The following is a 23,765-nucleotide window of genomic DNA, read 5'->3' as shown; positions in this document are numbered from 1 at the left end:
TTTTGCAGAGACTTATCTTAAATGATATAATTTCAAAAAGTAGGAAAGGAAAGAGTGTTTGCAAATTCGCAATTCTCAAAGATATGCCGCTTGGAATAAAGCCGTTAGAGGAGAACATTTTGATAAAATTAAACCATTACAGTAGGGGGTGGGTTGATGTTTGTATTAAATGGAATTGTATATGCTAATGAAAAGTCAGAAAATATCCAAGTAGTATCTGTTAAACCATTGGATGATATGATGATGATTCTTACATTTTCAACAGGAGAACAGCGTCTTTTGGACGCATCTATCTTAACAGGATCTGCCTATAAACCATTGTCTGATGAAGATATTTTTAAAAATTGTAAAGTAGTAGATGGAGTGGTTACCTGGCTGGATGAGGAGATTGACTGTGCACCTGAATATATGTATGTAAATAGTTACGAGTATCCCTCTCTTAAACCTGCTATCTGATTTTAATATTGTAAAGAGTACTCGGGGTCAAACCCCAATGTGGTCAACTTAAGCCCGGAATGCTGAAAATTCAACGATTCTGGGCTTATATTCTGGATTTTTTTATATAAATATTTGGTTCTACTGTTTTTACGAGGACTCCGGGGATCAGGCAGTATCAGCCGGAGGTATTCTGGTCATGGAAGGAAATCCTGGGGATTGGTACATGTGGCAGACTGGGAAGTACTACGGGAGATGGCTTACTGCAGGAGAATCTGTTGAATATTCTGCTGCTTTTTCCGGCAGGGATTTTATTGCCGGGGTTGACAGGCAGAAAACTGAAATGGTGGATGGGATTGCTTGTGGGAATTGCGGTATCATCTGCTATCGAGATTAGTCAGCTGCTGCTTTGCAGAGGGTTGTTTGAGTTTGACGATATTATTCATAATAGTTTGGGATGTATGCTGGGGTGTTTGTTGGGGAATAGGATGTTAAGGTTGGTGCATGAAAAGTAAAGGGCAGGACCAGATGAAATATTGTCTTCACTGACATGAAGATAGTTCATAAGCGCAACCTGAAAAATTTTGGAACAATTGACTCCGTTCACAGCAATGTCTTTTTGACGTAAAATTGTTTATAACAGTAAAAATGTTTAACAAAATCTGTTAAAATGCTATAATGCAGATATGAAAAAGATAATCTTGAGAAAATCCATAATGTATGATAAAAGGATTACTATAAACTGGTACTGTGAAAATACGACAGAAGAGGAGTAAAAAGATGTTATATATAGGAAATCACACAAGCTCATCCCGGGGATATCTTGCAATGGGGAAGCAGATGCTGGCAAATGGTGGTAACACATTTGCATTTTTTACCAGAAATCCAAGAGGAGGGAAAGCCAAAGACATTGATCCGCAGGATGTGCAGGCATTTGGGCAGCTGGCAGAGGAGAATCATTTTGGAAAGCTGGTGGCTCATGCGCCTTACACTATGAACTGTTGCGCTGCCAAAGAAAACCTCAGGGATTTTGCCAGAGAAATCATGGCAGATGATCTGAGACGTCTGGAAATGACACCGGGAAATTATTACAATTTTCATCCGGGCAGTCACGTAGGACAGGGTGCAGAAGTAGGAATCAGTAAAATTGCAGAAATTCTCAATGAAGTGCTGACAAAAGATCAGAGTACGATTGTACTTCTGGAAACTATGTCAGGAAAGGGCACAGAAGTAGGAAGAAATTTCGAAGAACTTCGTCAGATCATTGACAGGGTGGAGTTAAAAGATAAATTAGGTGTTTGCCTGGATACCTGTCATGTCTGGGATGGTGGATATGATATTGTAAACGATCTTGACAGCGTATTTGAAGAATTTGACCGGATAATAGGTCTGGACAGACTAAAAGCCATCCATTTAAATGACAGCATGAATCCCCTTGGCAGCCATAAGGACCGCCATGCCAGAATCGGAGAAGGTGAAATAGGACTGGAGGCACTTGTCCGCGTGATCAATCATCCTGCCACAGAGGGAATTCCGTTTATTCTGGAGACACCAAATGATGATGAGGGATGGACTCATGAAATTGCGTTGCTCAGAAATGAGTATAAACAGAAATGAGTATAAATATATCTGTCCGAATCAGGAAGATAAATTGGGGCGTGCTGACAAGTTGTAAGTGCAAATCGAAAGAGCAGGAGTGAGATCAAAAGGAAGGAATGCAGGAAAGATCAGAGATGCAGCAAAGACAAGGATATCAGGCAGTAGAGAAGCTGAGAGAAACACTGGACGAGAAGTATCTGTGGGAGGTTATTTTACTCTATGCAGGTGAGAGTTTCAAAACCTATACAGGGCTTCCGTTCACTTATGAAGTAAGAAAGGGTCGGAATGGAGACTACACAAGGGAATTGTGGATCGACCGTAGGGAGAACAGTAAGAGTCTGGCATTAAGTTCAGTGCTGCTGGCATTGAGAAATATAAAGAAGGTGGGAGCTGTGGTTGACAGACCCAAAGCTCTGGGTGATATTCGCGGAGTGAGTTATATATATGGAATGTTCTATCGCTTTGGGCTGATCGATGTGCCGGATACAGCCAGGCAGAAGATGAAGTTCACAGGATATATTTTTTAGGAGGAAAGGTATGAACAAGAAGAGAAACGTGGATTCTGGGAGAAAGTCTGCAAGACCGGATTACATTCAGAAAACAATATCACAGAAAAGTTCAGGAAAACGCAGTGGAAAAGTTTTCTTCCCCAAAACTCTCATAAAGACTGGGGGGATTATAATTTTTGTACTTCTGCTTGGGTTTGCAGGAAACAAGTTTTTCCTGTCTGTCAGCAAAACAGACAGCGGGAAGGTGAAGGCCGTATCAGCTTCAGGTGCAGATGAGGAAAAAGAAGGCAGGATAATCGAAAAAACTAAAAAAACTAAAGAAATTAAAGAAACCAAAGATGTGGTTGAAATGAAAAAGACTAAAGAGATTAATTTTCAGCCTCATTGTGTGGATTCTACAAAGCCGGAAAATCTGATCAGCTATACTAATATTGAGGTGGATGGAAACGTACTTGAAAATATTGGAGATTATAAGGCTGATGGTGATATTTCCTTTAATATAGGACAGGATTATACAGATGTGGATGGGATCGTCACATTTCGCGGAAACAGTTTTCGCGATACCCCTTCCCATGGTTATGCAGATATGACTGATTTCAGGCTGAACAAACTGTGGTCTGCAGATACAGGTTCTCTTTCTTCGGGCAGTGCAGTCTGGACAGGAAGTGGATGGACAGGACAACCGCTTATGATGAAATGGCCAAAAGAGGTCAAAGCACATATGAATATGACAGAGAAAGCAAAGGCAGATGATGAACTGGTTGAGGTGATTTATGCCTGTATGGATGGTTATGTGTATTTTCTGGATTTGAGAACGGGAGAAAAGACACGTGACCCATTATATCTGGGATATACTTTTAAGGGTGCGGGTGCCCTTGATCCGAGAGGATATCCGATTATGTATGTTGGCGCCGGATATAACAGCAACGAAGGAACTGCAAAGGTATTTGTAGTAAACTTGCTGGATTGTAGTGTTATGTATACTTTTGGAGACAATGATGAGTTTTCACTCAGAGGAAGTCTGAGCTTTTTTGACGGATCAGCACTTGTGGATGCAGAGACAGATACCCTGATCTATCCGGGAGAGAACGGAATCCTGTATCTGATCAGGCTGAATACAAAATATGATCTGAACAGTGGGACTTTATCCATTGATCCGGGCAGAACTGTAAAATGGCGCTACTATGGAACAAGAAGCAGTACAGAGTCTTTCTGGCTTGGAATGGAAGACAGTGCGGCAATCTATAAAGGCTATATATTTATGACCGATAATGGGGGAAATCTTATGTGTCTGGATTTGAACACTCTTCAGCTGGTATGGGTTCAGGATACATTGGATGATTCTAATTCAACGCCTGTTCTGGAAATCGAAAAAGGACATCTGTATCTGTATGTAAGTACTTCCTTCCGCCTTGGATGGAGAAGTTATGACACAGCCACTGTCCCTGTCTGGAAGATTGATGCAGAAACCGGTGAGATCGTGTGGCATACAGATTATGAATGTACTACTGATGACGGTGTTTCCGGTGGAGTTCAGTCTACGATTGCCTGTGGAAAGAACAGCCTTGCCGATTATATATATGTGACAGTGGCAAAGACCTCTGACAATGCATCGGGAGTTCTTGCCTGTCTGAGAAAATCTGACGGATCTAAAGTATGGGAGGATTCTTCCTCATATGCCTGGTCTTCTCCGGTGTGCGTTTATAACAAAGACGGATCAGGAAAGGTTCTTTATTGCAACAGTACAGGTGATATCCGCCTTCTTGATGGTAAAACAGGTAAACAGGAAGATGTATTATCTGTCAGCGAGGGTGTGATAGAGGCTTCCCCGGCTGTCTACGATAACTATGCGGTTGTAGGCACCAGAGACTGTAAAATATGGGGAATCAGGTTACAGTAAATAGCAATATTTATTTGCTTTCTCCCATTCTTTATTAACTTGCCATTTATCGCACTAAATGGTAAAATTTAAATATCTTACAGTTTTACGGCACAATATTTTGAAAAAACTGAAAACAAAGGAGAGGAAGCGATGGAAGAGAGAAATAACAGACTGCTGAATGCGAAGCTGAATAAGTACATCATTCCGGGGATTATGATGTCTCTGGCGCTTCAGCTGGGAAATATCGTAGATACGATATTTGTAAGTAACCTGATCGGGGTGGAGGCAATGTCTGCAGTTACCCTGAGCCTGCCTGTGGAGACGATCGTTCAGCTGACAGGATACTGCCTTGGCATCGGCGGTTCCATAGCAGTGGGAAACATGCTTGGCAAACGAGACAAAGAAGGGGCATCGAAATTGTTTTCCGCCACATTTATAGTAACACTTGTGGTGGGAATCATTTTTTCAATCTGCGCCCTTCCTGCAGCAGAACCTGTTGCCAGACTTCTGGTATCAGGTGACGGTGTCCTGACCGGTTATACCAGAGATTACATACGTGTAAGTATGCTGGGGGCACCAGTGATCGGAATTGGACTGATGATGGTCAATTACCTTGGAGTGGAGAATCATCCGGAGCTGGCATCAGCCTACCTTATTGCAGCCAATGTGATCAATCTTGTGCTGGACTATATATTCCTCAGATATACTCCTCTGGGAATTACAGGTGCATCCTTATCAACTGTTCTTGGTTTCCTGTTTGCAATGGGAATTTTTGTGCTTTATATCCGCTCTGATAAGCGAAACCTCCACCTGATCCTGCTAAAGCCGGGCGAACTTGGAATCACAAAGGAAGCAATCATCACAGGCGTGCCAATGCTGATCTTTATGGCAGCTAATTTTGTAAAGGCGCTTGGACTGAATACCATTATCATGAACCAGCTGGGCGAGGAAGGTATGGCAGTATTTACTGTCTGTGACAATGTGCTGCTGATCGTCGAGATGCTTACAGGCGGAATCATCGGTGTGATCCCAAATGTGGCAGGAATCCTTTTTGGAGAGAAGGACTACGTGGGAATCCGGGTTCTCTGTAAAAAGATGTTGAAATACAGTTACATCCTGCTGGCTGTGATCTTTGTCCTTATTATGCTGTTTACCGAGGAAATCACTGTTATGTTCGGAAGCGGCGGTGGCGAACTGGGCAGCCATATGGTCCAGGCGCTGCGCATCTTTGCTTTGTGTGTGGCACCTTATCTGTGGAATAAGTTTATTATCAGCTATTACGAGTCCATTGAGGAGACAGCCATTGCAAGCTTTGCCACATTTCTGGAGAATGCGGTGGTAGTTCTGCCTGCAACCCTGGTGGGAATCCTTGTATGGAAACAGATTGACGGGATCGGTATCGACGGAATTGCAGCAGGATTTGTTGCCACTGAGATCATAACTGCAGTTGCAGCCTGCATTTTCAGAAAAATCAGGCATAAGAATACAAGCTTTTATATTGTTCCTGACAAAAATCCGGGGATTAATCTGGATTTTTCCATTAAGAGTACCATGGAGGAAGCACAAACGGTTCATAAGAGGATCATAGAGTTCTGCCAGGAACAGGGAGCTTCTAAAAGCAAGGCAAATCTTGCCGCAGTGTGTGCGGAGGAAATGACTGTAAATATTATACGATTCGGGGGAAAAACCTCCAACTGGATCGACATTAACCTCTGTCTGGAGGATGATCTCTGCAGACTGAGGATCAGAGATAACGGTGTAAATTTCAACCCTCTGGAATATCAGTATGACAGTGAAGACTTTGATATACATGGGATTGAACTTGTCAAGAAGGTATCAAAATCCATGGATTATATTCGTGCGATTGATATGAATAATACCATAATATCTTTTTAGGAGGTACATGAAAATGAAAAATATTAATGAAAGGAACAATTTTGTTTTTGAGTTTCGGCCGGTAACAGAATTGTTCGAGGAACAGGTGAAGCTTCATCCTGAGAAATGTGCAGTTGTCTCCGGCAAAGAGAGCTTCACCTATGCACAGCTCAATGAACGGGCCAACAGGATTGCCAATGCACTTGTGGAAAAAGGTGTCAGACGGGAGACTATCGTAGGTGTGGTTCTTGAGAGATGCTGTGATTTCTATGCAGTGCGACAGGGTATCCTGAAGGCAGGAGGCGCATTTGCAGTTGCCACACCGGATTATCCTGATGACAGGATCCGATATATTTTTGAGGATTCAGGAGCTCCTTTTATTATCACAACAAAGGAGATCGCAGAGGAACGAAGGGAACTGTTTGCTAAGCTTCCCTGTATAGTACTTCTGATCGAGGAACTTCTGGAGAATGAGAATACAGAGAATCCTCAGGTAAAGATCGGGGAGCATGATCTTTGTTATTGTATCTATACTTCCGGTTCCACAGGCAAGCCCAAGGGTGTGCTGATCGAACATATCAACCTTGCCAATTTTGTAAATCCGGATCCGAAAAATGCGGAAACTTATGGTTATGTCAGCAGGGGATCGGTTTCTCTTTCCATGGCAGCCATGACCTTTGATGTGTCTGTTTTGGAGGAATTTCTGCCACTTACCAACGGGATGACTGCGGTGATCGCCTCTGATGAGGAGATTCTGAATCCTCTTATGCTGGGTGAGCTGATCGTCAGAAATAAAGTGGATATTATGACCACAACTCCTACTTACCTGTCCAATATGATCGATCTGCCCCAGCTTGAAAAAGCAGTTTCTCAGATTAAGGTGTTTGATGTAGGTGCAGAGGCTTTTCCTCCGGCTCTGTATGACAAGATTCGCAGAGTAAACCCGGATGCTTACATTATGAATGGTTATGGACCTACGGAAACTACCATCAGCTGTACCATGAAGGTAATTACGGACAGCAGAAACATTACCATTGGTACGCCTAACGGTAATGTGAAGGTATATATTGTAGATAAAGAGAATAAGATCCTTCCGGACGGAGAGACCGGAGAGCTTGTGATCGCAGGACTGGGCGTTGGCAGAGGTTATATGAATCTGCCGGATAAAACAGAGGCTGTATTCATTGATCTTAACGGAGAGAGAGCTTATAAGACCGGTGACCTTGCAAGGATCAGCCCTGAGGGTGAGATTGAATTTTTCGGAAGAATAGACAATCAGATCAAGCTTCGCGGTCTGAGGATTGAGCTTGGTGAGATCGAGGAAGTGATCAATTCCTATGAGGGAATCATTACCAGCATTACTCTGCCTGTAGATAACAAATTCCTCTGCTGCTATTTTATGGCTGACCGCCAGATCAATACAGAGGAGCTTTCTGCCTATGCATCAGAGTCCCTGGCTCATTATATGGTTCCTGAGGTTTTTGTCCAACTGGAAAAGATGCCTGTGACATAGAATGGCAAAATTGATAAGAAAGCACTGCCAAAGCCGGTTGCACAGCCAAAGAATCTGAAAGAACCCCAGACTCCTATGCAGAAGAAGATTTTTGAAATCGTTGCAGACGTTGTGGAGAATGATTTTTTTGGAACTGACACAAGTTTTTACAGGGCGGGGCTGTCTTCTATCAGTGCCATGAAGCTTTGTATTCTGATCTCAGAGGAATTCGGAGTGACTGTGAAAACCAGTGATATCCACGAAAACAATACGGTGGAGAAACTGGAAAAATATGTGATGCTTGCACCGAAGATCAGAACCTATGAAAAGAGAGAAGTTTACCCTCTTACCGGCTCCCAGAAGGGTATTTTTGCAGAGTGCATGAAGAATCCTGAGAGTACGGTATACAATATTCCGTTCCTGTTTGAACTGGAAAGCTCTGTTGACGTTCAGAAGCTGTCAGATGCCATTTCTCAGATGATCGCTGCACATCCGTATCTGCTGACAAAGGTTTATTTAAGTGACAGCGGAGAGATGGTGCAGAAGCCTTGTGAGGAAGCCTTTGTACCAGAGGTGGTCCGGACCACAAATGAGCAGTTTGAAAAGATGAAAGATGAGCTGGTGCGTCCCTTTAAGCTGGAAAAGGGACGGCTGTTCCGGGCGGGGATTTATGTGACAGAAGACAGGAAATATCTTTTTACAGATTTCCACCATATCCTGGCAGATGGTAATTCCTATGATATTATTTTTGAGGATATCGATCGGGCCTATCTGGGTGAGAAATTGGAGAAAGAATCCTACACAGGCTTTGATGCTGCCCTTGATGAAGAACAGCAGATGAAAGAGGGAAAATATAAGAAGGCCGAGAAATATTATGACAGTATTTTCGAGGGAATTGAGACAGAATCCCTGCCTCTTCCTGACTGCTCAGGAAAGATTCCTGAGAGAGGATATCTGTCGATGCCTGTGGACACCAGAGAGTCTCTGGTACTTTCTGCCTGCGAGAAGCTGGGGGTTACTCCAAACATTCTGTTTACAGGTGTATTCGGCATTCTCATGAGCAGATATTCCAATTCCGAGGAGAGTCTTTTTGCAACTATTTATAATGGAAGAAATGATTCCAGACTGGAGAATACAGTCTGCATGCTTGTAAAGACTCTGCCGGTTTACTGTTCCTGTGATCCGAAAGTCACCATACAGGCCTATATGACAGAGCTCTCTGAGCAGATTCTGTCTTCCATGGCAAATGATATTTTTCCGTTCTCTGATATTTGTGCAAAGTACGGGATTAATTCTGATCTGGTATTTGCATATCAGGCAGAGCTTGGGGATGATTTCCCAATCGGTGATACTGTTGCCAGGGGTCATGACCTTTCTCCGGATATGTCAAAGATGCCTCTGTTGATTCAGGTAAGAGAATACGATCATAAATATGTGCTTACTGCAGAATACCGCAGTGACATGTACAGTGAAGCCTTTGTACGTGGAATATTGGAATCCTATGAGGCAGCTATGGATTCCCTGCTGAAAGCAAAATATATTTCGGAAGTTTCTGTTCTTTCCCAAAATGGAGCGGACACAATTGCGGAATTTAATAATACTGCCTGCGAATATGACAGAAGTAAGACCATCGCTGATATGTTTGAGGAGCTGGTACAGACCATTCCTGACCATACGGCTGTGGTATTTAAGGATAAAAAATATACTTACAGAGAACTGGATGAGATCAGCGACAGACTTGGAAAATATATCGCATCCCAGGGAATTGGCAGTGAAGATGTTGTTTCCATTCTGATCCCCCGCTGTGAATATATGGCGATCGCACCGATGGGCGTGATAAAGGCAGGTGCAGCTTACCAGCCTCTGGATCCAACCTATCCCAGGGACCGCCTGATGTACATGATGGAGGATTCCTCTGCAAAGCTTCTCATTGCTGACAGAGAGCTTCTTTCTCTGGTAGACGGATATAAAGGACCGGTGCTGTTTACAGATCAGATCTGGCAGCTGGAAGATAGGGATGTTGTGCTTAAGAAGCCGCAGCTGCATGATCTGTTTATCCTTTTGTATACTTCCGGTTCCACAGGTGTGCCAAAGGGCTGTATGCTGGAATATGGAAATATTACTGCTTTCTGTCACTGGTTCAAGAGGTATTATGGCATAGATTCGGATTCCAGGATAGCTGCATATGCTTCCTTTGGTTTTGATGCCTGCATGATGGATATTTACGGTGCCATCACAAACGGTGCACAGCTTCACATTATTCCGGAGGAGATCCGTCTGGATTTTATTGGACTGCAGCACTATTTTGAGAAAAATGGCATCACGCATTCCTTTATGACTACTCAGGTGGGAAGGCAGTTTGCGTTGGAGATGGATTGTAAGAGCCTGAGATATCTTTCTGTAGGAGGAGAGAAGTTGGTTCCATGTGAGCCGCCAAAAGATTATAAGTTTATCAATGCTTATGGACCTACAGAGGCGACTATTTTTACGACTGTATTTGAAGTGGACAAATATTATCCAAATGTCCCGATCGGAAAAGCACTTGACAATGTGAAGCTTTATATTACAGACAAGCTGGGGCATATGCTTCCTCCCGGTGCATGCGGAGAGCTGATGATCACCGGCTGGCAGGTTTCCAGAGGATATCTTAACAAGCCGGAAAAAACTGCCGAGGTCTATACAAAGAATCTTTATGATGATACACCGGGATACGAAGTGATGTATCATTCAGGTGATGTGGCAAGATTTCTTCCGGATGGAAATATCCAGATCATTGGCAGAAAGGATTCCCAGGTTAAGATCAGAGGTTTCAGGATTGAGCTTTCTGAGGTTGAGGAAGTGATCCGCAGATATGAGGGCATCAGGGATGCCACTGTAGTTGCCTTTGATGATCCAAATGGTGGAAAATATATTGCTGCCTATGTGGTATCGGACAGCACTGTTGATATCAATGCCCTGAATGATTTTATTAAAGAGACAAAGCCTGCCTATATGGTACCTGCAGTTACCATGCAGATTGACAAAATTCCTCTGAACCAGAACCAGAAGGTAAATAAAAAGGCTCTTCCTCTGCCTGAGAAAAAAGCAGCGGAGATCATTAAGCCTGAGAATGAGGTTCAGCAGATATTATTTGACTGTATCGCAGAGGTTCTGGGGTATACGGATTTTGGGATTACCACAGATATTTATGAGGCAGGTCTGACATCCATCACTGCCATTAAGCTGAATATCCTGATCTCCAAAGCCTTTGACATTGTGATCAAAACTTCAGATATTAAGAATCATCCCACTATCCGAATGATGGAGGAATTTGTAAAAACTGCGGGAAAAGAAAGCAAAAGGGAAGTACAGGAAAGTTATCCTCTTACCAACACTCAGGAGGGGATTTTCATTGAGTGTACTGCAAATATGGGTTCTACCATTTACAATATCCCGTATCTGTTAAAGCTTGATAACAAGGTGGATTTGGACAGACTGGCAGAAGCCATTGACAGTACTGTTGAGGCGCATCCTTATCTGAAAACCCGTCTGTTTATGGATGACAACGGAAATGTACTTCAGAAACGAAACGATGGGCTCAGTTATAAAACACCGATTTTAAACGGAATGAACAGAGACACTCTGGTACGTCCATATATGTTGTTTAATGAACAGCTTTTCCGGTTTGAAATCTACAGAACCTGTGATGGCAATTATCTGTTCCTGGACCTTCACCACATTGTTGCCGATGGTACATCTCTGGCTATTATAATTAATGATATTAACAGAGCTTACAGCGGTGAGAAGCTGGAACCGGAAGGTTATACTTCCTATGATCTGGCACTGGATAACAGAGATGCCCTGGCAGGTGATATCTATAAAAATGCAGAGAATTATTATAAGTCAGTATTTGAACATGCAGGTGGAAGCATCAGCTTCTATCCGGACAAAAACGGTGCGGCTCCAACAGCAGAACTTTACCACAGAGAGACCAGATCCATTTCCGTGCAGGATGTGAAGGAATTCTGTAAAAAGCATGGAATTACGGAGAATGTATTCTTCATTTCCGCTTTTGGTATCACACTTGGAAAATATAATTTCAAAAAGGATGCTGTATTTACCACTATTTACCATGGAAGAAACGATTCCAGACTTTCGGAAACAGTGGGTATGCTGGTAAAAACACTCCCTGTTTTCTGCGATTTCTCAGGAACAGCCAAAGATTGCTTAAGCGGTGTACAGAAACAGCTGATCGATTCCATGAACAACGATATTTATCCTTTCTCACAGATCAGCCATGAGTTTGATATTAAGGCAGATGCCATGGTTATTTACCAGGGCGACAATTTTGCTTTTGACACCATTGGCGGGGAATATGCACAGGAGGAGCCTGTCAGCCTGAACATGGCAAAGGCACCGGTTTCTGTCAGCATTTCCATTGAAAAGAACAGATTTGTCTTTGAGATTGAGTACAGAGGGGATATGTACCATGAGGAAACTATCCGGTATCTGGCTGACAATCTGGAAACCACTGCAGAGGGAATCTTAAGGGAATGCGATCCGGCTGATATCCGGCTGATGTTTGAGGAAAAAACTCAGATGGAGGATATTCCGGAACATGCAGGAAAGACCTTCATAGATCTGTTTAAGGAGATGGCTGCCAGATATCCGGACAGACCGGCAGTGCGGGATGACTTCGGAGATTTTACTTACAGAGAGTTGGACAGAATGTCTGATTATATTGCTCAGAAGCTTACGGAAAACGGATTTGGCCCGGAACAGGCTACAGGTATCCTGTGTGGCAGGACAAAGGAATATACAGTAGCCTATGTGGGTGTTATGAAGGCCGGCGGAGCCTATGTTCCTCTGGATCCGGAGTATCCACAGAGCAGAATTGAATATATGCTGAAGGATTCAGGAGCAAGAAATCTCCTTGTGATCGATCAGTATCAGAATCTTGTGGAATTTTATGACGGAAATGTGATCAGTCTGGACAGTGTGTCAGATGAGGCTGAGGATTTTGAACTTTCTGCAGAGCTTATTTCTCCGAAACCGGAGAACCTTGCCTATATGATCTATACCTCAGGCTCCACAGGAAAGCCAAAGGGTGTTATGATCGAGCACAGAAATCTGTTGAACCTGATCGAATATATCACACTGAGCAGAAATACTTCACCGGATGACATTGTGGCAGAGTTTGCGAGCTTCTGTTTCGATGCGTCAGTGATCGATCTGTTTGCACCTCTTACCGCAGGAGCAGTCCTGTATATTTTACCGGAGAGTATCCGTAAGGACGCCATTGCCATAAGCAGATATATAAAGGAAAAAGAGATCACCACCGCAACCTTCCCTACCCAGATGGGAGAACTGGTTACAGAACTTCTGGAGGATGCACCTGCTCTTAAATTTGTTACACTTGGCGGCGAGAAATTCAAGCATTACCGTAACCGTACCTATCAGATGATCAATGGCTACGGTCCTACAGAGAATACGGTTTCTTCCACAGAGTTTTTGGTAGACAGACAGTATGACAACATCCCGATTGGAAAATCACAGCGGAATGTGCGCAGCTACATTGTGGATGAGAATCTGAACCGGCTTCCGGTGGGTGCGTCCGGCGAACTTTGTCACGCAGGAAGGCAGATTGCCAGAGGATATCATAATCTTCCGGAAAAAACAGCATCTGTGTTTGTAGAAAATCCATTTGCTGTATGTGAGCAGGAAAGCCGTCTTTACAGGACCGGTGATATGGTCCGTATGAAAGGTGACGGAAATATTGAGTACATAGGCCGGATCGATTCACAGGTGAAGATCAGAGGATATCGTGTGGAGCTTGGTGAGATCGAAGGTGCCCTTCTGAAACATGAGCTGGTGAAAAATGCAGCCGTTACAGTAATTGAAAAGGGTGGAAATAAATATATCACAGCTTATTATACAGGAGAAGCCATCCCGGAGGATGAACTGAAGACCTTCCTGGAGCCGCTGATCCCGGATTATATGATGCCGTCTTTCTTTGTCAGCATTGAGGAAATGCCTGTGACACCGGGCGGTAAGATTGATAAAAAAGCACTGCCAATGCCGGAGGTAACCACGAACACTGCCAGCTATGTAGAGCCGGTTACAGCAGCTCAGAGAGCACTCTGTGAGATTTTTGAGAAAGCACTGGGAATTGAAAGAGTAGGGATTGAGGACAACTTCTTTGAGCTGGGCGGATCTTCCCTTACTGCATCCAAGGTTGCTGTTATGTGTCTGTCAAAGAATATTTCACTGGTATATGCGGATATTTTCAAATATCCTACTGTACGGGAACTTGCAGCTCTGGTTGATGATGACGGAGTTACAGAGGCTGCACAGAGCAAGAATGAATTTTCGGATTATAACTATAATAGGATCCAGAATGTGATCAGCGCAAATACAGAAGAAAATGCAGACCGGATCACAAAGGAAAAGCTGGGAGATATTATGGTCACAGGTGCCACAGGTTTCCTGGGGATCCATGTCCTTAAAGCATTCCTTGACAATTATGACGGTAAGGTTTACTGTCTGGTGCGCAAGGGCAAATATGAATCACCGGAAAAACGAATGATGAATATGCTGATGTACTATTTCGACAATCCATGCAAGGAACTGTTTGAAAATCGTATTATCTGTGTAGATGGGGATATTACTTCCAAAGAACAGGTGGCAGGATTCTCAGCATACAAATTTAGTACCATCGTTAACTGTGCTGCCTGCGTAAAGCATTTCGCTGCAGATGATGTACTGGAAAGAATTAATGTGCAGGGTGTGGAAAATCTGATCGATTTCTGTAAGAATAACGGCCGCAGACTGATCCAGATTTCTACGGTTTCCGTTGCGGGAGAGGGTTCTGACGGTGTTCCGCCAATGTCCAGAGTTTTCTGTGAGAATGATCTGTACATCGGACAGAATATTACCAACGAATATATCCGCACCAAATTCCTGGCAGAGAGGGCGGTTCTGGAAGCAGTTTCCGAGGGACTGGACGGCAAGGTAGTCCGGGTAGGTAATCTGATGAGCCGAAACTCTGACGGCGAGTTCCAGATTAATTTCATTACCAATGGATTCCTTCGCAGCCTGAGAGGTTATGCGGCTGTAGGTAAATTCCCTATGGGCGGTATGCATGAGGTGGCAGAATTCTCACCGATTGATTCTACTGCGCTGGCAGTTCTGAGACTGGCTCAGACCGACCGGAGATTTACTGTATTCCATGCATGCAACAGCCATCATATTTATATGGCAGACCTGATCTACGCAATGCGCAGCTATGGATTCAGGATTGATATTGTAAGAGATGAGGAGTTTGAGGCAGCAGTGAAGGAATTTGCAAAGACCGGTCAGGATTCTGATGCGGTTTCCGGACTGATTGCCTATACCTCACATAATGAAAATGAAATCTATACCATTGATTACAGCAATCGTTTTACAGCACAGGTTCTGTACAGGCTGGATTATAAATGGCCGGTTACAGATGACAGATATCTGGAAAATGCAATTGCAGCACTTGACAGACTTACATTTTTTGATTGATTCAGGAGGGAAAATCACAATGGAAATTATCACAAAAACAGAAGGTAACAAAGCAACTATGGAAATCAGCGGATGGCTTGATACACAGACAGCTCCCCAGTTAGGGGAGGCTCTGTCCGGACTTGAAGACAGCATCACAAGTCTGGTATTTGATTTTACAAATTTGGAGTATATTTCATCTGCAGGCTTACGTCAGGTAATCGTGGCCTACAAAAAAATGGCTCAAAAGGATGGATTTAAGATCATCAATGTTTCTGATGAGGTTTACGATGTATTCAGCCTTACAGGGTTTGACAGCAAGATCGATATTCAGAAGAAGTAACTGTTGATCAGATGCAGAAATTATACAGAATCAATATTAATCATTTTGAGGATCCGCTTAAGAATGAAAGGCTTCTGGATCTGGTTGGGATCAGAAGAAGAGAAAAGGTCATCAGGTATCGTATGCCTGATGACCGCAAAAGAAGTCTGGGTGCAGGGATCATCATCAGAAAAATCCTCGATGAAAACGGGCTTACGGAAAGCTGCCTGAGATATTCTGACAATGAAAAGCCGGTTGTGGATGGCCTTTTTTTTAATGTATCTCATGCGGGGGACTATGTTGTGGGTGTGCTGTCAGACTGCGAAGTCGGGTGCGATATTGAGAAAAATGCCAATGCGCCTCTTGAGGTGGCAGAACATTATTTCTACCATTCAGAGCTTGCTTACATCAAGGCTGCGGAGGATAAAGATAAGGCGTTCTTTACGCTCTGGACATTAAAAGAAAGTTATATGAAAATGACAGGCAGAGGAATGAGCCTCCCTTTGGATTCTTTTGAAGTGGTTCCCACAGCAGATGGGTTTGTCCTCGGAAAATCCTCAGAAAGGCCATGCTTTTTTGAGACAATGGAATTTGACGGTTATATTTTCTCGGTCAGCAGTGAGAGGGCTTTTTCTCTTCACAATCCATTGGAAATTGCTTTTGACGATATTTATATATGATCACAGAGGATTTTTCAGACACGTTCTAGAGTTCCAATCAGACAAGAAAGCGTATATGTCAGATATTGCTTCTGCTGTACGGGAGAACTGAGGAAGGCATCGGAGCAGGTAAACCAGGTGTAACAGGTATTTCTGGTTGCTGCTTTCCGGTGCTTTCTGTCAATTCCGGATCCGAGAGATTTCGGGATAACCGTATCCTCCTCCGGGAGATAATAGTAATCCTTATAATCTGCATAGTATTGTTTCAGTTTCCCGTCAGTTGTTTTGATAATTAAATTGATTTCTTCGTCTTTTCCTGTCAGATAGAAGTCAGTGTTTCCATTGGAAAATTCCTGTGGCAGTGTGCAGGGGAGCTTCAGCTTCAGGATCAGGTTGTCTCCGTCAAATTCACTGTATGTAACTTCATAATCTCCGTCATAAACGCACAGATATCCCAGCATATCAAAGATTCTTCCCAGTCCCAGCACATCCTCCAGGTTGTGTCCCAGGATTTCTTCAGCCGTAAAAGTATCTCTTTTCTTCAGAAAATCTTTGTAAAGTTTAATGCACTCCTTACCATTATCATAAATCCTGTCTTTGATCCCCAGAAATTCTTCCATGCAGGGCTGTTTCATGGCGGGCAGTTTTAAAAGTGACTTTAACGGTTTTAATGTCAGGTAGAGATCCAGAGACTGTTTTCCTGTAAATGGAGAGGGGATTCCATATTTTTCATATCGTGCTTCCAGATAGGGCTGGTCAAATCGTTCTCCGTTGTAAGAAATCATCAAATTATATTGCTGAAGAAATTGTGAAAAAATTCTCAGAATTGTCTCTTCTTCACTGGCATTTTCGGCCATCCATTGATAAAAATACCAAGTTTCATCTTCAATTCCAACAGCTCCGATCAGGTATAAATACGTGGAATTTCTTGACAATCCTGTGGTTTCTATGTCGTAAAAAACAGGTGTAAAATTGTATTTTTGGAAGAGTTTTCCAGTGAAAAAATTAACGGTCTCAAAGTCTGGAAACCCCTGTAAAATAGGCATTTTTTTAACAATCATGTTAATAATTTTTCCTTTCTGAAATTGTATTTAATTATACACAAGAAAATGAAATTTGGGTAGTGCTTTTTTTGAAAAAATGGTTTATATTATAAACAGGTTGATAAAAATGTACAAAAAAGTATATGGATTTTATCAAAAATAGAGCACTTTGGTGGTGCTTAATATAAAAGGAGGGAACGAAATGGGAATTTTAACCTTTAAGGGTGGTGTTCATCCTTATGACGGAAAAGAATTATCCAAGAACAGTCCGGTAGTGAAATATCTGCCAAAGGGAGATATGGTATATCCTCTTTCCCAGCATATCGGTGCTCCGGCTGCAGCGATAGTTCAGAAGGGAGACCATGTGCTCGCAGGACAGAAGATCGCAGATGCTGCGGGGTTTGTCTCATCACCGATCCATTCGTCTGTTTCCGGTACGGTAAAAGGAATCGAACCGCGCCTGACAGCAACAGGTTCTATGGTCAGTTCCATTATCATTGAGAATGACCAGCAGTATGAAAGTGTGGAATTTACTCCTGCACGTCTGGAAGATCTTTCGAAAGAGGAGATTTTGGCGAGAATTAAAGAAGGCGGAGTTGTGGGAATGGGCGGCGCCGGATTCCCCACACAGGTAAAGCTTGCGCCAAAGGAACCGGAGAAGATCGATCATATCCTTGTAAACGGTGCCGAGTGTGAACCCTATCTTACCAGTGACTACAGAAGAATGCTGGATGACTCTGAGAAGCTGATCGAGGGCTTAAGAGTTATGCTGAAGCTTTTTGACAATGCAAAGGGATACATCTGTATTGAGGATAACAAGCCTGACTGTATTGCGAAACTGAAAGAAATGGTAAAAGATATTCCACGTATTGAAGTAGCAGAGCTGATGACCAAGTACCCACAGGGTGGTGAGCGTTTCCTGATCAAAGCTGTCACAGACAGAGAGATCAACTCTGCCATGCTTCCGGCAGATGCAGGATGCGTAGTTGATAACGTAGATACCGTAATTGCTGTTTATGAAGCCGTTATCCTTGGAAAACCTGTTATGGACCGTATCGTGACAGTAACAGGACAGGGGATTAAGAATCCGCAGAACTTTGATGTCCTTTCCGGAACAGATATGGCAGAGCTGATTGAAGCTGCCGGCGGACTGACAGACAATGTATCCAAAGTAATTTCAGGTGGTCCTATGATGGGATTTGCCATGTATGACACTCATGTACCATGTATTAAGACAAGCTCCGCATGTCTCTGCCTGGAGAAGGATGATGTGGCAGATGCCGAACAGACTGCATGCATTAACTGCGGCAGATGTGTAGGAGTCTGTCCCGGCCATGTCATTCCTGCAAGACTTGCAACCTTTGCAGAGCATGGTGATATGGAGAGCTTCCAGAAATTTGATGGTATGGAGTGCTGCGAATGTGGCTGCTGCAGTTATATCTGCCCTGCCAAGCGTCCGCTGACCCAGATGATCAAATCTATGCGTAAGATGGTTCTGGCAAGCCGTAAGAAAAAGTAAAAGGGGGACATCGTAATGGATCAGATGTTACATGTATCATCCAATCCCCATGTCCGGGATAAGATGACAACAAGCAAAATCATGCAGCTTGTGGCACTGGCGCTTCTGCCGACCACACTGTTTGGAATTTATAATTTTGGCCTTCGTGCCTTACTGGTAGTAGTGATCACTGTCGCTTCCAGTGTATTCTTTGAGTGGATTTATGACAAGCTGATGCATAAGAAGAACACAATTACAGACTTCAGTGCAGTTGTTACAGGTTTATTACTTGCATTAAATATGCCTGCATCAATTCCGCTCTGGATGCCTGTACTTGGCAGTGCATTTGCGATCATCGTTGTAAAACAGCTCTTTGGTGGTCTGGGACAGAACTTCATGAACCCAGCACTTGCAGGAAGATGTTTCCTGATGATCTCTTTCGCAGGAAAGATGACAGATTTCGCAGTAAGCGACAGCTTCAGAGGTGTGGTAGATACCGTATCCGGTGCAACTCCTCTGGCAGCTCTGAAACAGAATGGATTTACAGACAGTTCTGTATCTGTATTACATATGTTTATCGGTGATATCCAGGGAACTATCGGTGAGACTTCTGCCCTTGCGATCCTGATCGGAGCAGCAATCCTTCTGGTTTTCAAGGTGATCGATCTGAAGATTCCGCTTACCTATATTGGAAGTTTCGCAGTATTTGTAATCCTTTACATGCTTGGAACAGGCAAGGGATTTGACGTGAACTATCTGTTCAGCCACATCTTCGGCGGTGGTCTTATGCTTGGTGCATGGTTTATGGCTACAGACTATGTCACAACACCGATCACACCAAGAGGACAGTATGTATACGGTGTCTGTCTTGGTGTACTGACTGCGGTTTTCCGTCTCTTTGGCGGTTCCGCAGAGGGCGTATCCTATGCGATCATTTTCTGCAACCTGTTAGTTCCGATGATTGAACGTGTGACTCGTCACCCGGCATTTGGGAAAGGGGGCAAAAAGGCATGAGTAACAGAATTATCAAAGATACCATTGCCATTACAGTGATCACACTGGTGGCAGGACTTGCCCTTGGTGTAGTCCAGGATATTACGGCAGATCCTATTGCAAAGCAGGAAGCTCAGGCGAAACAAGATGCGTATAAGGCAGTATTTGCAGATGCGGACAGCTTTGAGACAGTGGATGTGGATGCGGATGCCATGCAGTCTTATCTGGATGAGAACGGATATGCGGCACAGTCCATAGATGAGACTATGCTTGCCAAAGATGCTTCAGGCAATGAACTGGGATATGCATTTACAGTAACCACTTCCGAGGGTTACGGCGGAGATATCCAGTTTGCAATGGGTATCCAGGATGACGGTACCTTAAATGGAATTTCCATTCTTTCCATCGGTGAGACCGCAGGTCTTGGTATGAGAGCAAACACAGATGCATTTAAGAATCAGTTCAAAGATAAGAACGTAGATAAATTTGAATATACAAAGACCGGTGCCACAGCGGATGATCAGATTGATGCGTTAAGTGGTGCCACTATTACAACGAATGCCATGACAAACGGTGTCAATGCCGGATTATGTGCATTCCAGTATGAGAAAGGGGGAAATCAGTGATGAAACCAAACACACCTGCTGAACGTTTATATAACGGAATCATCAAAGAAAATCCTACCTTTGTACTGATGCTTGGTATGTGTCCTACACTGGCTATCACCACATCTGCAACCAATGGTATCGGAATGGGACTTACTACAACAGTGATCCTTGCAGCATCCAACTTAATGATCTCTCTTCTGAGAAACTTTATTCCGGACAGAGTGCGTATGCCTGCATTTATCGTAGTTGTTGCTTCCTTTGTAACAGTTGTACAGCTTCTTTTACAGGGATTTATTCCAAGCCTGTATGACTCCCTTGGAATCTATATTCCTCTGATCGTAGTTAACTGTATCATCCTTGGACGTGCAGAAGCATATGCATCCAAGAATAAACCGATTGCCTCTCTGTTTGATGGTATTGGTATGGGTCTTGGATTTACCTTAAGTATCACCTGTATTGGTGCAGTACGTGAGCTGATCGGTGCAGGTTCTCTGTTCGGACATCAGATTCTTCCTCTGGCAGATGCTGCAGCAGGTAAGGCAGGTTATGAACCGATTACAATCTTTATCCTGGCACCCGGAGCATTCTTTGTTCTGGCAGCGCTTTCTGCATTACAGAACAAATTCAAAATCGGTGCAGCCAAACGTGGCATTGATCCAAGTAATCCTGATTGCGGCGGAAGCTGTGCAGCCTGTGGCAATACCATGTGTAAGGGAAAAAGGGGGTAATGGATTATGAAAGAACTTTTGATCATACTTGTAAGCTCAGCGATTGTAAATAACGTAGTCCTCAGTCAGTTCCTTGGCCTCTGTCCTTTCCTTGGTGTTTCCAAGAGTGTTGAGACAGCAGCCGGCATGGGCGGTGCGATCATCTTCGTTATTACACTGTCATCTTTTGTGACAGGTATTATTTACAATGCTATCCTGGTTCCTACGAACTTGACTTATCTGCAGACTATCGTATTCATCCTGCTGATCGCGGCACTGGTACAGTTTGTAGAGATGTTCCTTAAGAAGACAATGCCTTCCCTGTATCAGGCACTTGGTGTGTATCTTCCACTGATCACAACAAACTGTGCGGTTCTTGGTGTTGCCCTTACAAACGTGCAGAAAGAGTATAATGTTCTTCAGGGAACAGTGAACGGATTTGCAACAGCAGTGGGCTTTACTATTTCCATCGTGCTGATGGCTGGTATCCGTGAGAAAATCGCATACAATGACATTCCAAAATCCTTCCAGGGATTCCCTACAGTTCTGCTGACAGCTGGACTGATGGCAATTGCCTTCTTCGGATTTTCAGGACTGATTTAAGGAGGGGACTGGTATGAATATAGGAGCAATTATCGCGGCAACTGTACTGGTTGCGGCAGTAGGTCTTTTTATCGGTGTTTTCCTTGGCGTTGCCGGTAAGAAGTTTGCTGTGGAAGTGGATGAGAAGGAAGTTGCTGTTCGTGAGGCGCTTCCCGGTAATAACTGCGGTGGCTGTGGTTATCCCGGCTGTGATGGTCTGGCAGCAGCGATCGCCAAAGGTGAGGCACCTGTAAATGGATGTCCGGTAGGCGGTGAGCCTGTCGGAAAAGTGATCGCAGCGATCATGGGACAGGAAGTTGTGGAGACTACCCGTCAGGTGGCGTATGTGAAGTGTGCGGGTACCTGTGAGAAGACGAAGGATAATTATGAGTATACAGGTGTGGAAGACTGTGAGATGATGGCTTTCATTCCTGGTGGCGGAGCTAAGGCATGTGCATTCGGATGTCTTGGATTCGGAAGCTGTGTGAAAGCCTGTCCGTTTGGGGCGATTGATGTTGTGAACGGTGTGGCAGTGGTTGATAAGGAGGCTTGTAAGGCATGCGGTAAGTGCGTTGCCAAGTGTCCGAAGCATTTGATTGAGCTTGTACCCTATGAGCAGACTACGTTTGTGCAGTGTAGTTCTCATGCCAAAGGTAAGGCTGTTACTTCTGCGTGTGAGGTTGGCTGTATCGGATGTAAGAAGTGTGAGAAGACTTGCCCGAATGGGGCGATTACGGTTGATAATTTCTGTGCGCATATTGATTATAGTAAGTGTACGAATTGTGGGGCTTGTAAAGAGGTTTGTCCGAGACATATTATTCAGTAATGGGAGGAAGAACTGCTGTGTGAAGGCATGGCAGTTCTTTTTGTTCGATTAAGGGACGCGCGGGGCATTATTTCGGTTTGGGTTCAGTTTCGGAAGCTAGGAACTCTAAGTTTCGGAAAATCTGCTAAAAGCATTCGAAAAATGCTCAAACTCGCCGCGAAGCGGCTCAGACAGTGAGCATTTTTCGAATAACGCAGATTTCCCGGAACTAAGAGTTACTACGCTTCCTGCAAAATTCACCCAAACCGAAATAATGCCCCGCGCTGTTTACTGGTTGTTTCGCGTTACTGTTCACACACCACTATCCCGCGAGGTGTTTTGGCATGAATATGCCAAAATCCCGAGACATACAAGCCAAAATTCCATTGCCGCAGGCAATCTGGAATGAATTTTGGCTAAGTTACTGTGAACGGAGTGAACAGTAACTGTTTCGCAAGGTGTGCGAACAGTGTACGCGAATATATGTTTGCGTTATGGGGTGGGATGTGGTATGATGAATCGGAAGTGATGAATTTTGTGGTGATCTGCTCAGATGTGATGTTGGAGAGGATTGCTGTGGGACGGAGGATGTATCATGATTGCGTTTGTTCATGGAATGACTGTGGATATGACTGAGAACTCGGTGGTTGTTGAGGCCGGGGGGATTGGTTATGAGATATATATGACGGGGGCAGATTTGTCTGAGATTCGTATGGGGGAGGATGTGAAGGTCCATACTTATTTTAGTGTGAGAGAGGATGCCATGAAGCTGTATGGGTTCAGGGCTAAGGATGATCTGCAGATGTTTAAGCTGCTTCTTGGCGTGAATGGTGTGGGGCCGAAGGCTGCGCTGGGAGTTCTGGCGGGGATTACAGCGGATGAATTGAGGTTTGCAATTCTTTCGGATGATGTGAAGACGTTGTCGAAGGCTCCGGGTATCGGGAAGAAGACGGCTCAGAAGCTGATTCTTGAGCTGAAGGATAAGATGAAGCTGGAGGATGCGTTTGAATTGAAGCTGGCTCATGAGCAGGAGAGGGCAGCAGTGGGAGCCGGTGAGGTTTCGGATGGCAGGCAGGAGGCTGTTGAGGCTCTGGTTGCGCTGGGATACAGCAGTGCGGATGCGCTTCGTGCGGTGCGTAAGGTTACGGATGTGCCGCCGGATGATGTGGAAGGTCTTTTGAAGGCTGCGCTGAAGAATTTTTAACTGAAGCAGGACTTTACGCTCTGGTAGATTGGATTGCCTGTATTGT

Annotated in this window: 18 protein-coding genes; 17 read left to right on the top strand and 1 reads right to left on the bottom strand. The window is 44.0% G+C overall.

The annotated features are described in order from the left end of the window. Positions 1–156 precede the first annotated feature (156 nt). The 10 genes from I4V44_RS09025 (at position 157) to I4V44_RS08985 (ending at position 16,300) form a co-directional block, all read left to right on the top strand. Positions 157–456 carry a DUF2442 domain-containing protein gene (locus tag I4V44_RS09025; RefSeq protein WP_196002626.1) on the top strand — a complete coding sequence of 100 codons (300 nt, stop codon included), beginning with the start codon at positions 157–159 and terminating at the stop codon, positions 454–456. Positions 457–566: 110 nt separating this feature from the next. Continuing rightward, positions 567–950 (top strand): VanZ family protein, encoded by a 384-nt coding sequence (locus I4V44_RS18540; protein ID WP_420314887.1) that lies wholly within the window; start codon positions 567–569, stop codon positions 948–950. Between the two features lie 265 nt (positions 951–1,215). Next, positions 1,216–2,052 carry a deoxyribonuclease IV gene (locus I4V44_RS09015; protein ID WP_008704353.1) on the top strand — a complete coding sequence of 279 codons (837 nt, stop codon included), beginning with the start codon at positions 1,216–1,218 and terminating at the stop codon, positions 2,050–2,052. Between the two features lie 116 nt (positions 2,053–2,168). Continuing rightward, positions 2,169–2,561, top strand: a complete 393-nt coding sequence (locus tag I4V44_RS09010) for a hypothetical protein (protein WP_025576973.1) — start codon at positions 2,169–2,171, stop codon at positions 2,559–2,561. A gap of 10 nt (positions 2,562–2,571) precedes the next feature. Beyond that, complete coding sequence (locus I4V44_RS09005) at positions 2,572–4,443, top strand: outer membrane protein assembly factor BamB family protein (protein WP_243280247.1); 1,872 nt, start codon at positions 2,572–2,574, stop codon at positions 4,441–4,443. A 132-nt stretch (positions 4,444–4,575) separates the two neighbouring features. After that, a complete protein-coding gene (locus I4V44_RS09000; RefSeq protein ID WP_025576975.1) occupies positions 4,576–6,321 on the top strand; it encodes an MATE family efflux transporter in 1,746 nt (581 codons plus the stop codon). Positions 6,322–6,334: 13 nt separating this feature from the next. Further along, positions 6,335–7,813: an amino acid adenylation domain-containing protein gene (locus tag I4V44_RS17595; RefSeq protein ID WP_243280246.1), complete on the top strand. Its 1,479-nt coding sequence runs from the start codon at positions 6,335–6,337 to the stop codon at positions 7,811–7,813. Positions 7,814–7,888: 75 nt separating this feature from the next. After that, on the top strand, positions 7,889–15,319 hold the full coding sequence (locus I4V44_RS08995) for a non-ribosomal peptide synthetase (RefSeq protein ID WP_243280244.1): 7,431 nt from the start codon (positions 7,889–7,891) through the stop codon (positions 15,317–15,319). Positions 15,320–15,338: 19 nt separating this feature from the next. Then, entirely contained in the window at positions 15,339–15,641 is a 303-nt protein-coding gene (locus I4V44_RS08990) for an STAS domain-containing protein (protein ID WP_008704342.1), read from the top strand. A gap of 11 nt (positions 15,642–15,652) precedes the next feature. Beyond that, positions 15,653–16,300, top strand: coding sequence for a 4'-phosphopantetheinyl transferase family protein (locus tag I4V44_RS08985; RefSeq protein WP_196002625.1), 648 nt, complete (start codon positions 15,653–15,655; stop codon positions 16,298–16,300). A 14-nt stretch (positions 16,301–16,314) separates the two neighbouring features. Here the strand turns inward: I4V44_RS08985 and I4V44_RS08980 are convergent, their stop codons facing one another. Further along, positions 16,315–17,340: a ribonuclease H-like domain-containing protein gene (locus I4V44_RS08980; RefSeq protein ID WP_196002624.1), complete on the bottom strand. Its 1,026-nt coding sequence runs from the start codon at positions 17,338–17,340 to the stop codon at positions 16,315–16,317. A 184-nt stretch (positions 17,341–17,524) separates the two neighbouring features. Here I4V44_RS08980 and rsxC point away from each other — a divergent pair, with 184 nt between their 5' ends. From rsxC to ruvA, 7 genes are all read left to right on the top strand, one after another. Continuing rightward, positions 17,525–18,841: an electron transport complex subunit RsxC gene (rsxC, locus tag I4V44_RS08975; protein ID WP_196002623.1), complete on the top strand. Its 1,317-nt coding sequence runs from the start codon at positions 17,525–17,527 to the stop codon at positions 18,839–18,841. 15 nt (positions 18,842–18,856) lie between these two features. After that, on the top strand, positions 18,857–19,834 hold the full coding sequence (locus tag I4V44_RS08970; RefSeq protein WP_118331258.1) for an RnfABCDGE type electron transport complex subunit D: 978 nt from the start codon (positions 18,857–18,859) through the stop codon (positions 19,832–19,834). Further along, positions 19,831–20,439 (top strand): RnfABCDGE type electron transport complex subunit G, encoded by a 609-nt coding sequence (locus tag I4V44_RS08965; protein ID WP_118572568.1) that lies wholly within the window; start codon positions 19,831–19,833, stop codon positions 20,437–20,439. The genes I4V44_RS08970 and I4V44_RS08965 overlap by 4 nt, the downstream gene beginning before the upstream one ends. After that, positions 20,439–21,149 carry an electron transport complex subunit RsxE gene (gene rsxE / locus I4V44_RS08960; protein WP_019161483.1) on the top strand — a complete coding sequence of 237 codons (711 nt, stop codon included), beginning with the start codon at positions 20,439–20,441 and terminating at the stop codon, positions 21,147–21,149. The genes I4V44_RS08965 and rsxE overlap by 1 nt, the downstream gene beginning before the upstream one ends. 6 nt (positions 21,150–21,155) lie before the next feature. Beyond that, positions 21,156–21,731 carry an electron transport complex subunit RsxA gene (gene rsxA / locus I4V44_RS08955; RefSeq protein WP_008704334.1) on the top strand — a complete coding sequence of 192 codons (576 nt, stop codon included), beginning with the start codon at positions 21,156–21,158 and terminating at the stop codon, positions 21,729–21,731. Between the two features lie 13 nt (positions 21,732–21,744). Further along, positions 21,745–22,536 (top strand): RnfABCDGE type electron transport complex subunit B, encoded by a 792-nt coding sequence (locus tag I4V44_RS08950; protein ID WP_196002622.1) that lies wholly within the window; start codon positions 21,745–21,747, stop codon positions 22,534–22,536. A 574-nt stretch (positions 22,537–23,110) separates the two neighbouring features. Next, positions 23,111–23,719, top strand: coding sequence for a Holliday junction branch migration protein RuvA (ruvA, locus tag I4V44_RS08945; protein WP_118587563.1), 609 nt, complete (start codon positions 23,111–23,113; stop codon positions 23,717–23,719). Positions 23,720–23,765: the final 46 nt, after the last annotated feature.

Origin of the sequence: Blautia sp. 1001283B150304_161114_C9 (genome assembly GCF_015668165.1) — a bacterium.
Lineage (GTDB): Bacteria > Bacillota > Clostridia > Lachnospirales > Lachnospiraceae > Blautia_A > Blautia_A wexlerae.
This window is presented reverse-complemented; position numbering and strand designations above follow the sequence as displayed.